We start from the raw sequence: 12,931 nt of genomic DNA, 5'->3' as shown, positions 1-12,931 counted from the left end.
GCAAGGAAAAGGCTCATGCGGGTCCTCAGGTTTCCCGCGCTGGCCTGGTTTGTATGCGGGCTCCTGTTGCGTAACGTCTTTTCGCGTCGGCGTCTGGTGGCGCCAGGCGGGCCTGTCGTGTCCCTGACGACTCACGGCAGGCGCATCCGCACGGTTTTCCTGACCGTGGAATCGATCGCGGCGGGCCGCTTGCTGCCGTCGCGTATGATCCTCTGGCTGGACGATCCCGCGCTGCTGGCTCATCCGCCCCGCAGCCTCCGGCGATTGCAGGCGCGCGGCCTGGAGATCCGGCGCAGCGAGAATTTCGGACCGCACACCAAGTACTTCCCGTTCGTCGAGGGGGAAGCGGCTTTTCCCTTGCCGCTGGCGACCGCGGACGACGACCTGATCTATCCGGTGTCCTGGCTCGAGCGCCTGGCCGTTGCATTCGGAGAAGCACCGGAGTTCGTCAACTGCTACCGGGCGCACCGCGTGCGTTTGGAGGACGGGAAACTCGCCCGGTACGGCAAGTGGGGGCGGTGCACGGATACACGGCCGAGCTACCTGAATTTCGCCACGGGTGTGTCAGGGGTAATTTATCCGCCGGCCTTGCTGGCGATACTGAAGGCGGAAGGGCGGGGTTTTCGAGCCTGCTGTCCGCGCGCCGACGACATCTGGCTGCATGCCATCGCGATCAGGAGCGGATTTCGCATCCGCCAGATCCAGGACGAGCCCCTGCATTTCCCGCTGATTCCGTTGACGCAGGGAGGCAGTCTCAACCGCCACAACCTGCGCCAGGACGGAAACGACCCGCAGATCCAGGCCACCTACCAGGCGGCGGACATCGAGCGCTTGCTGGAAGAAGCCTCCAGTCCGGCCAGATGACCGCTGCCTGGCAGGCGGACCAACCCCGCCTCAGGGAGCCTTCACGCGGCCGAAGGCCGGGTAGGACAGGCTGCCCAGGTACAGCCACTCGCCGCGCTGCTCCACGCTGGTGATCGGACCATAGGCTCCGGGACCGTCGTACTGCAGGTTTTCCACCACCTTGCCATCCAGGTCCAGGCCCAGGGCAAAGGACTGGATCTTCGGCTGCGGATGGAGGGATTCCGGCAGGCGCTGGATGATCTTGCGTAGCGTCGGGTAGGGCAGCGCGCGATCCAGGTCCGGCAGGCGCGGCGCGTAGATCGCCACCCAGATGCGGTTGCTGCCGTTGAAGCTGAGGTTGTCCGGGAAGCCCGGCAGGTTCTCGATCAGGCGCTCCACGGTGCCGGCCTTCTCGCCCTTGAGCCACAGGCGGCTGACCTGGTATCGCGCGGTTTCGTCGAACAGCAGGTAGTCCTCGCCGGGCCCCAGGGCGACGCCGTTGGGGAAATGCAGGCCATCCTTGAGCACCGTGGTTTCACCGGTGCTGCGGTCATAGCGCAGCAGACGGCCACTGCCGCCATGCTCCAGCACATCGTTCATCAGTTCGTGGATGCCGAAGCGTGCCGAGGCGTCGGAGAAGTACAGCGAGTTGCCGTCGGCCGAAACGTCCACGTCGTCGACGAAGCGGAAGGGCTTGCCTCCGGCGGTGGTGGAGAGCACCTTTACCTGGCCGTTCTCGATCTGCACCAGGCCCTTGTCGGCGTCGGCCACGTAGACTTCGCCGCCCGGGCCGATCGCCACGCCCAGCGGGCGTCCGCCGGTGTTGCCCAGTTCGTCCAGCTTGCCGCTGGCGATATCCAGCCGCACCACGCGGCCGTCGAGGTAGCCGGCATACACCCGACCCTCGCGGTCCAGCGCCACGCCCTCGGGGCCGTTGCCGGCGCCGACCGCCAGCTTCTGGATCGCCTGGAGGCGGTCGTTCCTGGCGTAGACCCCTTCCAGCGCCGGCGCCTGCGGCGGGTTCCAGGCCTGCGGATCGATGGGCGAGGGGGCCAGCGCGGCCCAGCCGGCAGCGCCCGCCAGCAGCACCGCAAGCAGCAGCAGCAGTTTCTTCATGATCCGGGTCTCCTCCTGGAAAAGTTTCGAATGTCGCGGATTCTGCGCCAATCTGATCGCCGACTGGTAATAAATGCCTGATTGTCTGTACGGCCCTGTCTCGGAAAGGGCCGCTTTGGCTACACTCCGTCCAGTCCTAGCCGGGGCCTGCGGCCCCTGGCCATAACGATCTACTAGATAGGGGAAGGAAATGACGACGAGGAACCCGGTCGAAATGCTGCTGCACTGGGAGCAGGAACGACCGACCCAGCCCTGGCTGTTCCAGCCGCTGCACGGCGAGTGGCAGGGCATTACCTGGGGCCAGGCGGCCGACCAGGTGCGCCGCATCGCCTCGGCCCTCAAGGCGCGCTACGCGCCGGGCACCGCCATCGCGATCTCGGGGCGCAACACCGCCCACTGGTTCATGGCCGACCTCGCCATCGCCATGGCCGGCTGCATCAGCGTGGGCCTGTATCCCAAGCAGTCCACCGACGCGGTGAAGTACATCCTCAACCACTGCGAAGCCAAGGCGCTGTTCGTCGGCCCGTCGATGGACCTGGAGGAATTCCTGGGCGCCGTGCCCGCCGGCATCGACCGCATCAGCTTCCCTTACCCGGACGTGCCCAAGGGCGATCTCGCCTGGGACGAACTGGTGAAGTCGCACGAGCCCATGAACGGCTACGCGGCGCCCGATCCCAAGGAGCTGTGGACGCTGATCTACACCTCCGGCACCACCGGCAATCCCAAGGGCGTGATGATCACCGGCGAGAATCTCTCCTTCGCCGCCGGCGGCCTGATGAAGGCGATGCCGGCGCAGGGCCAGGAGCGCTTCTTCTCCTACCTGCCGCTGGCACATGCCTTCGAGCGCGGCGCGCTGGAAGTGGCGAGCATCTATTTCGGCGCGGAGGTCTACTTCCTCGAGCACATCGAGAAGCTGGCCGAGCAGCTCAAGGAAGTGGCGCCTACGCGCTTCTTCGGCGTGCCCCTGGTCTATGGCCGCATCCAGACCGGCGTGCTCAAGAAGATGCCCCAGCAGAAGCTCGACCGGCTGCTGAAGATCCCGGTCATCTCCGGCATCGTCAAGCGCAAGATCAAGCAGGGCGCCGGCCTGCAGAACGCGCGCTACCTGTTCGTGGGCGCGGCCCCCATGCCGATCCCGCTGCTGAACTGGTTCCAGAAGCTCGGCATCACCGTGCTGCAGGGCTACGGCATGACCGAGAACAACATCTACGCCACCGCCAACCTGCCGGGTGCCAACCGCATCGGCTCGGTCGGCCGCCCGATGCCCGGCGCCAACATGAAGCTGTCCGAGGAGGGCGAGATCCTCTTCCAGCATCCGGGCGTGATGGCCGGTTACTACAAGGAACCGGAGAAGACCCGCGAGACCTTCACCGCCGACGGCTACCTGCGCACCGGCGACAAGGGCAAGGTCGATGCGGACGGCTACCTCTACATCACCGGCCGCGTGAAGGACATCTTCAAGACGCTCAAGGGCAAGTACGTGGCGCCGGGCCCGATCGAAGGCGCCATGGCGCGCAATACCGACATCGACCAGATGTGCTTCGTCGGCACCGGCCTCAAGCAGCCGATCATGGTGGTGACGCTGTTGCCGGAGGCCTGGAAGAAGCCGCGCGAGGAAGTCGGCAAGCAACTGGTGGCCGACATGGAAGAGGTCAACAAGACGCTGGAGCCGCACGAGGAGATCGCCAAGATCCTGGTCGTGAAGGAGGCCTGGACGATCGACAACAATATGATGACGCCCACCATGAAGGTGAAGCGCAACATGGTGGAGGAGCGCTACATGCCGCTGATCCAGAAGGAAGCGGAGACGCGCAGCAAGCTCGCCTGGGAGGCTTGAGGCCTCGCCAGATAAAGGCCGCCTCCTGGCGGCCTTTTTTGTTTCTGGTTCTCACCCCGCTCCCGTTTGCGGAAGCGGGGTGAGAAATGGCCGCCGGGACGCGTTACCCGAACAGCCTCGCCCCTCTGCGCCTGGCCTGCCGCTCCAGCGCCGCCGCCGGTGCCCGCGCCGCCTGCGCCAGCCACTCCCGCTGCTGCCGCGACAGCCCCGGCCGCAGCGGCAGCAGTTGCAGGTCGTGATGCAGGCCCAGCACATCGGTCAGTTCCTCCAGCCGCCTTGGCGCCACCGCGGGCTCCTGCAGCAGCGGCTCGAGCAGCGCCTGCACGGCCTCCAGGCGCTTGGCGCGCTTGCGCCACTCGTGCAGCGCCTCGGAGTCGCCGGGAAGGGCGTGGCGGAAGGCCTTGCGGGCGCGCTTGCGGCTCTTGCGCAGGCCGCGGCGGAGGTCGGCGGGCTTCAGCGGCGCATCGGGCAGGGCGGCGAGGAGCTCGCGGACCTGTCCCAGGGCCGCACCGGCGGCGGCCAGTGCGCGTGCCGGCGCCTTCTGTCCAACCTGTGCCCGGCGGCGCAAGGACTGGCCCAGCCGGCGCCAGTCCGCCACGGGGATGCCGCCGGGCCGCTTCAGCCGGCGGAAGGTCTCCAGCGCCACGGCGGCTTCGCGCGGGGCTGCCAGGGCCTGCGCGGCCTGGCGCAGCAGGGAATTGATCTTGCGTGCATCGCGGCCCGCGGAGGCCGGCAGCGGCAGGTCGCGCAGCAGCCGGCCAAGGGCGCGCAGGCGCTTGCTGCCCTTGCGGGCCTGGTGCACGCCGCGGGCGTCGCCGCGGCGCAGTGCGGCCTGCGCGTCATCCAGTTCCTGCAGGGCCGCGCGGCGCAGGGCAGCGGCGGCGGGCAGTGCCGGATCGGGCGCGACGGCTCTCACCCGGCGTAGGTCCGGTCCAGATATCCCACGATCGCCTCCGACTCGTACATCTCCACGCCGGTGTTCGGGTCGATCAGGTAGGGCACCTGCACCTGGCCGGTGCGCTCGTGCAGCGCCTTGCGGTTGCGGCTGGTGTCCTTGGGGCCCTTGAACAGCCGGTCGCGGAAGGACGGCGGGCCCATGTCGCTCATGCGGGCCTTGCCGGTGTTGCGCAGCAGGTAGGGCAACTCCAGCTCGCAGAGCGTCTCGCGCGCCAGGCGCGAATAGGGGCTGGACTCGAAACTGTACAGCTCCAGCGGCTTCTTCGGCGCCTTGGAGGCGCGCATGCTCAGGCCGCGCGGGCCGCGCCAGGAGCGGGCGGCGGTGGCGGCCATGGAGCCGGCCAGCACCAGGCGGCGGCGCAGGCCCTGCGGCTTGCGCACGGGCCCGCCGTAGGTCTTGCCGAGGTAGGCCACGATGTCGGCCGCCTCGTAGAGGCGCGCGCCGGTGTTGGGGTCCACCAGGAAGGGATACTGCTGCTTGCCGCCCAGGGTCTGTACCCGGGAACGGAAGCGCTTGCCGCCCTTCGGGCAGGGGTAGATCAGCGCATCCAGGTCCAGTTCGGTCAGGGCCTCGCGCACCAGGCGGCAGTGCGGACAGGCCTCGAACTCATAGAGTTCCAGCGGCTTCTGCGGCAGGCGCTCCGCCGGGCGCTGCGTCATGGTGCCGCGCCAGGCGGCCAGGGTGCTGGCAAGGACGGAGGTGCCGACTTCGAGGCTGCGCTTGATCATGGTGTGGTGGCTTTGCGTCGGAAGACCGAGAGGCGGTTGCCGATCGGGGAGACATTGTCGCCCAGGATGCCCTTCTCCGTGACCAGGATGTCGGTGGGGGCGAACAGCGGCGGCCGCCCCACGCGCACCTGCGAGGGGAAGCTGAAGCTCAGCAGCGCCGTGCTGGAGATGCTGCCGTCGGGGCCGACCAGGCTGATCTGGCTGGTGCCGAAGCCGGCCACCAGGAAGGAGTCGCGCACGATGCTGAAGTCGTCCGGCACCGTCAGCAGGCTCGCCACCTGCCGGCCGGGGCCGGCGCTGCCGTCGGCCTGGATGTCGTAGGCACGGATCTCGGCGAGGCCGCCGAGGCCGGTATTGCTGACGTAGAGGGTGCGGTCCTTGCGCTGCACGCCGTTGGGGCCGAGCAGCCCCTGGCGCGTCCAGACCTCGTCGGACACGACCTTCATCGGATCCTGCGGGTCGAGCTTCAGCCGGCGGACCTGGGGATTGGGCAGGGCATTGGTCGCCAGCGGGCCGTTGGCCAGGTACAGCGTATGGTCGGGGCCGTCGGTGAGGCCGTTGGGGGCCGCGATGTCGTACTGGTGGATCGGCTGCAGCCGCGGATGCGCCGTGAGGCGCGCGGCATAGAGCTGCTTGTCGAAGCAGTTGGCGTAGAGCGTGTCGCGCTGGATGGCCAGGCCGGTGAAGTTGCAGCTGCCGTCCAGCAGCGGCGTGGCCATCCACTCCGCACCGTCGCGCGTGACCTCGTAGACGTTGGTGCCGCCGGAGACGAACAGGCGGCCATCGGTGGAGAACAGCAGGTTCTCGGCATCGGGGATGGTCAGCAGCACGGTCTTCTCGCCGCAGCCGCTTTCGACGCAGAGCGTCGCGGGGTCCACCGTGCCGTTGCGGCCGTCGTCGCCGCTGTCATCGCTGCCGCCGCTGCCGCCGCCGCAACCCGCCAGCAGCAGGGCCGCCGCCAGGGCCGACCAGGTCCTCGTCCGCATGTGCTCTCCTCCGCTCTGAAATTCTTTTAGTGCCCGCAAACAAAAGGGGCGGCCTGTGGCCGCCCCTGTCTTATACCGCGTCTACCGCCTCACAGCATCTCGACCGCCAGCGCCACGGCCTCGCCGCCGCCGATGCACAGCGTCGCCACGCCGCGCTTGCCGCCGGTCTTCTTCAGCGCGCCGATCAGCGTGGTGAGGATGCGCGCGCCGCTGGCGCCGATGGGGTGGCCCAGCGCGCAGGCGCCGCCGTGGATGTTGACCTTGTCGTGCGGCAGCTTGTGCTCCTTCATCGCCGCCATGGTCACCACGGCGAAGGCCTCGTTGATCTCCCAGAGATCCACGTCCTCCGCCTTCCAGCCGGCCTTGGCCAGCAGCTTGGCGATGCCCTGCACCGGGGCGGTGGTGAACTCCGACGGCAGCTGCGAATGCGTGGCGTGGGCAACGATGCGCGCCAGCGGCTTGATGCCGCGCTTCTCGGCCTCGGAGCCGCTCATCACCACCAGCGCGGCGGCGCCGTCGGAGATCGAGCTGGCATTGGCGGCGGTGATGGTGCCGTCCTTCTTGAAGGCCGGCTTCAGCGCCGGGATCTTGTCCGGGTTGCCCTTGGCCGGCTGCTCGTCGCGGGCAATCTTCTCGGGGCCGGCCTTGCCGGCCACTTCCACCGGCACGATCTCGAAGTCGAAGCTGCCGTTCTCGCCCGCGGCGCGCGCGCGCTTCAGCGACTCGATGGCGAAGGCGTCCTGCTCGGCGCGGGTGAAGCTGTACTTGTCCACGCAGCGCTCGGCGAACACGCCCATGGCGGTGCGCTTCTCGTAGGCGTCCTCCAGGCCGTCCAGCGCCATGTGGTCCAGCAGCTCGCCATGGCCGAAGCGGTAGCCACCGCGGGCCTTGGTCAGCAGGTGGGGGGCGTTGGTCATGCTTTCCATGCCGCCGGCCACGACCACGTCGGCGCTGCCGGCCTTGATCAGGTCATGGGCCAGCATCACCGCCTTCAGGCCCGAGCCGCAGACCTTGTTGATGGTGGTGGCGCCGGCGGCATCCGGCAGGCCGGCGCCGCGCACGGCCTGGCGCGCCGGGGCCTGGCCCTGGCCGGCCGGCAGCACGCAGCCCATGATCACTTCCTGCACGTCGGCCGGCTGCAGCTGGCTGCGCTCGACCGCCGCCCTGATCGCGGTGGCGCCGAGCTGGGCGGCGCTGAGGGAAGAGAACATGCCCTGCATGCCACCCATCGGGGTGCGCACGGCGGCGGTAATGACGACGCTGTCCTGCTGGCTCATCGGAGAAGAATCCTGCGCTGGTTTGCTGATACGGGACCGCCATTATCGCATCCCCGCGCCGGCGCCAACCTACCCGGGGGTGTGGTGCTGCCGCTCCTGGGCAGGATTTCTCGCTACGGCGACCCCGGAATCCTTAAAATGCCGCCATGCCCACGCTGGTCGAACAGATTGCGGAACTCCTGCTGCGCCGCGGCGAGATGCTGGCCTGCGCCGAGTCCTGTACCGGCGGCCTGATCGCCAAGACCCTGACCGACCTGGCGGGCTCCTCCGCCTGGTTCGAACGCGGCTTCATCACCTACTCCAACCGCTCCAAGGCCGAATTGCTGGGCGTGCCCGAGGACGTGCTGATCGCTCACGGGGCGGTCAGCGGGCCGACCGTGGAGGCGATGGGCGAGGGCCTGATCCGCCGTTGCCCGGTCCAGTGGGGCATCGCGGTCAGCGGGGTTGCCGGTCCCTCGGGCGGTACGCCGGCCAAGCCGGTGGGCACGGTCTGGATCGGCTGGTCGCGCCGCGGGGCGGACGGCGTGAAGGCGGAAGCGCAGCACTTCCTGTTCGACGGCGACCGCGAAGCCATCCGGGAGCAGGCACTGCAGGCGGCTCTCGCGGGCCTGCTGCAGCGGCTGGAGTCGGCGGCATGATGCTCAAGCTCAACCGCCTGTTCTTCGCGCTGTGGCCGGGCGAGGCCCAGCGCCGCGCCTGCGACGAGGCCGCGCGCGAGCTGCGCCTGAAGATGCAGCCCGGCGGCTACCTGTCCAGCCCGGAGCGCTATCACATCACCCTGCTGTTCCTGGGTGACACGGTGTCGCCGGAATCGGAGCAGGCGGCGCTGAGGGCCGCCGCCAGGGTCAAGTCGGCGCCGTTCGCGCTGAACCTGGAGCTGGCGAGCAGCTTCCGCGCCAACAAGAAGATCCCCTGGTGGCTGGGGCCGCGCGAAACCCCTCCGGGGTTGACGCAGCTCCATGAGCGCATCAACGAGGCGATGCTGTCGGCGCGGGTGCTGCCGGAGCGCATGAAGTTCGTGCCGCACCTGACGATCCTGCGCGACGCGCACCTGCCCCTGCCGGTGACGCCGATCAGGCCCATCGCCTGGAACGTGGACGAGTTCGTGCTGCTGCGCAGCCGCCTGGACCAGAAGCCGATGAGCTACGAGGTCCTGGGGCGCTGGAAGCTGGACGGCGACGGCGAGCCGCCCGCGCCGCCGCCGCAGAAGCAGCTCGGCCTGTTCTAGATTCGCCGGACAGCAAAAAGCCCGCAGCGCGAAGATGCGCTGCGGGCTTTTTGCATGGGCTCAGGGCAGCGTGAACTGCTGGAAGAAGTCCCAGGCGGCGAAGGTGCCGCTGAAGTCCTTGGCGGTGCGGCCCAGCGCCACCGTGTAGCGGCTGTCGCCCTGCGGCCAGGTATGGCCGCCGCCGTCGACCACGTACATTTCCACCGCGCCGCCCGAGGCGCAGACATCGTTGCGCAGGCGCTGGGTGGTGGTCCTGTCCTTGGGGTCCAGGTCCGGCAGCGGCGTGGTCACGACCTTGCTGGCGTCACAGTTGTGGATGCCCATCCAGCGCTTCATCGTATCGGGGCCGGAGAGCAGCACCCAGGCGCTGGTGCGCGAGTAGTTCACGCGGCTGTCGGCGGTGCCCAGCATGAAGGTCATCGGCACGGCGCGCGAGGGGCTGCAGGAGGCGTTGAGGCCCTGTCGCATCGTGGCCACCACCGAGGCGCCGGCGGCGATCAGGTCGGGGCGCTCGCAGGCGAAGCGGCTGGTCATGAAGCCGCCGTTGGACATGCCGGCCATGTAGACGCGCTTGCCGTCCAGGCCATGCCTCGCCACGCTGGACTGGATGACCTGGGCCAGGAATCCGACGTCGTCCACGCTCTGGTTCCAGGCGGCGGGGTCGTCGTTCCACTTCTTGCCGATGCCCTCGGGCACGATCACCCAGGCGCCGACGTCGCGGGCCAGTTCGCCGGCATAGGTCATGTTGGCGATGACCTGGCTGGTGCCGCCGTTGTAGTGCAGCAGCACCACCGCCGGGGCCGGGGCGGCCGAGGCGGCCTCGGGCCGGATGAACAGCACCTTGCGCTCGCGCCCCTGCCAGGTGAAGGTTTCCTCGAAGCTGACGGTGCCTTCGGTGGGGAACAGGTAGCGGTGGTTCAGGTGCTGCAGGGACAGCCCCAGCCCGCGGCCCAGGCCCTCCGCCAGGCCTTCCCCGAGCCGGCCCAGGCCGTCGGACCAGCCGCCGATGATGGCGCCGAGATCGAGATCGGCGGAGGCTGCGCCCGGCATGAAGGCGGCACAGCAGGCCAGCAAGGCAGCAGAAAGACGACGCATGACCCCATCCCTGGAAACCTGAACACTGAACCATATTGTAGGTCCTGGCGGCGATCGCCGCCGTGACGTGATATACGCTTCCCTGTCGTCCCACGCCGCCAGGTGCTGTGGGATAATTGCCTACTCTGATTTATCTACCGCCCCGAGCCCCGAACGCCATGGATCCGAACCGCCAGAAAGCCCTAGAAGCCGCGTTGTCCCAGATTGAGAAGCAGTTCGGAAAGGGCGCCATCATGAAGATGACGCCGGGCGAAGGTCCCAAGGACGTCGAGGTGGTTTCCACCGGCTCCCTGACCCTGGACACGGCCCTGGGCATCGGCGGCCTGCCGCGCGGCCGCGTCGTCGAGATCTACGGCCCGGAATCCTCGGGCAAGACCACCCTGACCCTGCATGCCGTGGCCGAATGCCAGAAGGCCGGTGGCGTCGCCGCCTTCATCGACGCCGAGCATGCCCTGGACGTGAACTACGCCCAGAAGCTGGGCGTGAAGATCGAGGAACTGGTGATCTCGCAGCCGGACACCGGCGAGCAGGCCCTGGAAATCTGCGACATGCTGGTGCGCTCCAACAGCGTCGACATCATCGTCATCGACTCCGTGGCGGCCCTGGTGCCCAAGGCGGAAATCGAGGGCGAGATGGGCGACTCCGTGGTCGGCGTGCAGGCCCGCCTGATGTCCCAGGCCCTGCGCAAGCTCACCGGCAACATCTCCCGTTCCAAGTGCCTGGTGATCTTCATCAACCAGATCCGCATGAAGATCGGCGTGATGTACGGCTCGCCGGAAACCACCACGGGCGGCAACGCGCTGAAGTTCTACGCCTCGGTGCGCCTGGACATCCGCCGCACCGGTGCGATCAAGAAGGGCGAGGAGGTCGTCGGCAACGAGACCCGTGTCAAGATCGTCAAGAACAAGATGGCGCCGCCGTTCCGCGAGGCCCATTTCGAGATCCTCTACAACGAGGGCATCTCCAAGCTCGGCGAGCTGATCGACCTGGGCGTGGACAACGGCCTGGTCGAGAAGTCCGGCGCCTGGTTCGCCTACGACGGCAACAAGATCGGCCAGGGCAAGGACAACGCGCGCATCTATCTGCGCGACAACCCCGAGATCGCCGCCAGGCTGGAAGCCTCGATCCGGGAGAAGCTGAACCCGTCCAAGGCCGCCATCGCCGCGGCGGCTGCCGCCGCTCCCGCCAGCGGCAAGGCCGCGAGCAGCAAGTAGTAAGCCTGTCCGTGTCCGATGCACGGATAGGTTCCTAGGGGGCTGGCGTGGCGGGCAGGCCGCGCAAGCCCCTCGACGCCACCGGCGCCCGCGACTCCGCGTTGCGGGCGCTCGGCCGGCGCGAGCATTCCGCCGCCGAACTCCAGGCCAAGCTCAAGCGCCGCGGCCACGACGCCGACACCGCCGCCGAGGTGGTGGAGGGCCTGTCCGAACGCGGCTGGCAGTCCGATTCCCGTTATGCCGAGATGCTGGTGCGCAACCGCGTGCAGCAGGGTTACGGCCGCCTGCGCATCGTGGCGGAGCTGGAAGCGGCCCGGGTGCCGCGCGAGGACATCTCCGCGGCCCTGGAAGCGGCGGAGTGTGACTGGACCGGGCTGGCCTGCAGCCTGCAGCGCCGCCGCTTCGGCGGTCCGCCCGCGGGCGCCGCCGAATGGCAGAAGCAGTACCGTTACCTGGCCGGGCGCGGCTTCGAATCCGGCCCGATCCGCGCCGCCCTCAAGGGCGGGGCGCAGGAGCCGGAGACGGACCCGGACTGACGGCGGGGTTCACGGCCGGCACCGGGGCCGGCACCACCGGCGCCGCCATGCGCGCCGCCAGCTTGTCGCGGATCTGCGGCATCGCCGCCAGCGCGGCGCGCTCGCCCTGCAGGATCGCCATCTGCTTGCTCTCGAAGTCGGTGGCGGTGATGCGGCCCAGGTCCGGCTTGATGATGATGTCGGCCTGCGGCAGTTCGGCCGCGCGGATCGACTGGCCCATGATGTCGAAGGTGCGCATCAGCACGTCGAACTTGCCCTCGCTGGCGGTGCCGGCCGGCGGGGTGGAGACGTCCACCGCGATGATGAAGGTGGCGCCCATCTGGCGCGCGTAGCGGATCGGCACCGGGCTCACCAGGCCGCCGTCCACGTATTCGTGGCCGCCGATCTGCACCGGCTGGAACACGCCCGGCACCGAGGATGAGGCGCGCACCGCCTGGCCCAGGTTGCCGCGCTGGAACAGCACGCCCTCGCCGCTGTCGAGCCGCGCCGCCACGCAGGCGAAGGGAATCTTCAGCTTCTCGATCGGCTTCTGCTTGACCGCGTCGTTGATGAACTTCTGCAGGGCCTCGCCGCGGATCAGGCCCTTGCCGAACATGGACCAGTCCGCCACCGTGGCGCGGTCCAGGGCGAAGGCCATCTCCTGCAGGTCGAAGCCGTTGAAGCCGGCGGCGTAGAGCGCGCCGGCCACGCTGCCGGCGCTGGTGCCCACCACCATGTCCGGCTTCAGGCCCTGGGCATCCAGCATCTTCAGCACGCCCACATGGGCGAAGCCGCGCGCGCCGCCGCCGCCGAGCACCAGGGCCACCTTGGGCGGCGGGGGCGGGGGAGGCGGCGGAGGGGGCTGCTCCACCGGCGGGGGCGGAACCGGGGCGGGCGTGGTGCAGCCGGCCAGTGACAGCAGCAGGGCGAGGCCGAGGCCGCGCAGCAGGAAGGGCAGGGAATTCATGGGGATATTCTAGGCAAGACGGCATGAAGTTGCCGTGGCGGGGCACAGGCGGCCAAGGATGGCCGCCCCGGGGGGCTGTTGTGGGAGCAGACGCCCCGCCATGGATGGCGTCACGGCTGTACGTTACTTCGCGGCGAAAGCCGCCCCTCGCCTCGGCAAGCGCTCCA

At 69.0% G+C, this 12,931-nt stretch carries 13 protein-coding genes; 6 read left to right on the top strand and 7 right to left on the bottom strand.

Going from position 1 to position 12,931, the window contains the following annotated elements; all coding sequences use genetic code 11:
• Window positions 1–15: 15 nt before the first annotated feature.
• A complete protein-coding gene (locus C3942_RS02510; RefSeq protein WP_207765946.1) occupies window positions 16–864 on the top strand; it encodes a hypothetical protein in 849 nt (282 codons plus the stop codon).
• A gap of 30 nt (window positions 865–894) precedes the next feature.
• Here C3942_RS02510 and C3942_RS02505 read toward each other — a convergent pair whose 3' ends face one another.
• Window positions 895–1,959: an SMP-30/gluconolactonase/LRE family protein gene (locus tag C3942_RS02505; RefSeq protein ID WP_104228748.1), complete on the bottom strand. Its 1,065-nt coding sequence runs from the start codon at window positions 1,957–1,959 to the stop codon at window positions 895–897.
• A gap of 190 nt (window positions 1,960–2,149) precedes the next feature.
• Here C3942_RS02505 and C3942_RS02500 point away from each other — a divergent pair, with 190 nt between their 5' ends.
• The gene (locus tag C3942_RS02500; protein WP_104228747.1) at window positions 2,150–3,796 is read left to right on the top strand and encodes an AMP-binding protein; all 1,647 of its coding nucleotides are present in this window, start codon (window positions 2,150–2,152) and stop codon (window positions 3,794–3,796) included.
• A gap of 103 nt (window positions 3,797–3,899) precedes the next feature.
• Here C3942_RS02500 and C3942_RS02495 read toward each other — a convergent pair whose 3' ends face one another.
• From C3942_RS02495 to C3942_RS02480, 4 genes are all read right to left on the bottom strand, one after another.
• Entirely contained in the window at window positions 3,900–4,712 is an 813-nt protein-coding gene (locus C3942_RS02495) for a CHAD domain-containing protein (RefSeq protein ID WP_165797290.1), read from the bottom strand.
• Complete coding sequence (locus tag C3942_RS02490; protein WP_104228745.1) at window positions 4,709–5,482, bottom strand: glutathione S-transferase N-terminal domain-containing protein; 774 nt, start codon at window positions 5,480–5,482, stop codon at window positions 4,709–4,711. The genes C3942_RS02495 and C3942_RS02490 overlap by 4 nt, the downstream gene beginning before the upstream one ends.
• The gene (locus C3942_RS02485; protein ID WP_104228744.1) at window positions 5,479–6,468 is read right to left on the bottom strand and encodes an SMP-30/gluconolactonase/LRE family protein; all 990 of its coding nucleotides are present in this window, start codon (window positions 6,466–6,468) and stop codon (window positions 5,479–5,481) included. Before C3942_RS02485 ends, C3942_RS02490 begins: the two co-directional genes overlap by 4 nt.
• An 89-nt stretch (window positions 6,469–6,557) precedes the next feature.
• Window positions 6,558–7,745 (bottom strand): acetyl-CoA C-acyltransferase, encoded by a 1,188-nt coding sequence (locus tag C3942_RS02480; protein WP_104228743.1) that lies wholly within the window; start codon window positions 7,743–7,745, stop codon window positions 6,558–6,560.
• A gap of 146 nt (window positions 7,746–7,891) precedes the next feature.
• Between C3942_RS02480 and C3942_RS02475 the strand changes: the two genes are divergently transcribed.
• Together C3942_RS02475 and thpR are read left to right on the top strand one after the other, a co-directional pair.
• Window positions 7,892–8,383, top strand: a complete 492-nt coding sequence (locus tag C3942_RS02475) for a CinA family protein (protein ID WP_104228742.1) — start codon at window positions 7,892–7,894, stop codon at window positions 8,381–8,383.
• A complete protein-coding gene (thpR, locus tag C3942_RS02470) occupies window positions 8,380–8,973 on the top strand; it encodes an RNA 2',3'-cyclic phosphodiesterase (RefSeq protein ID WP_104228741.1) in 594 nt (197 codons plus the stop codon). Before C3942_RS02475 ends, thpR begins: the two co-directional genes overlap by 4 nt.
• Before the next feature lie 60 nt (window positions 8,974–9,033).
• Here thpR and C3942_RS02465 read toward each other — a convergent pair whose 3' ends face one another.
• Window positions 9,034–10,068, bottom strand: coding sequence for a CE1 family esterase (locus tag C3942_RS02465; protein WP_104228740.1), 1,035 nt, complete (start codon window positions 10,066–10,068; stop codon window positions 9,034–9,036).
• Window positions 10,069–10,226: 158 nt separating this feature from the next.
• On the opposite strand from C3942_RS02465, the gene recA reads away from it, so the two are divergent.
• Together recA and C3942_RS02455 are read left to right on the top strand one after the other, a co-directional pair.
• Window positions 10,227–11,282 (top strand): recombinase RecA, encoded by a 1,056-nt coding sequence (gene recA / locus C3942_RS02460; protein ID WP_104228739.1) that lies wholly within the window; start codon window positions 10,227–10,229, stop codon window positions 11,280–11,282.
• Window positions 11,283–11,329: 47 nt separating this feature from the next.
• Window positions 11,330–11,818 (top strand): regulatory protein RecX, encoded by a 489-nt coding sequence (locus tag C3942_RS02455; RefSeq protein WP_207765945.1) that lies wholly within the window; start codon window positions 11,330–11,332, stop codon window positions 11,816–11,818.
• Here the strand turns inward: C3942_RS02455 and C3942_RS02450 are convergent.
• Entirely contained in the window at window positions 11,778–12,764 is a 987-nt protein-coding gene (locus C3942_RS02450) for a patatin-like phospholipase family protein (protein WP_104228738.1), read from the bottom strand. The two genes, C3942_RS02455 and C3942_RS02450, sit on opposite strands and share 41 nt — an antisense overlap.
• Window positions 12,765–12,931: the final 167 nt, after the last annotated feature.

The organism is Solimonas fluminis, from assembly GCF_002930645.1.
Taxonomy (GTDB): domain Bacteria; phylum Pseudomonadota; class Gammaproteobacteria; order Nevskiales; family Nevskiaceae; genus Solimonas_A; species Solimonas_A fluminis.
The sequence above is the reverse complement of the archived record's forward strand: the minus strand, read 5'-3'. Positions and strand labels throughout refer to the sequence as shown.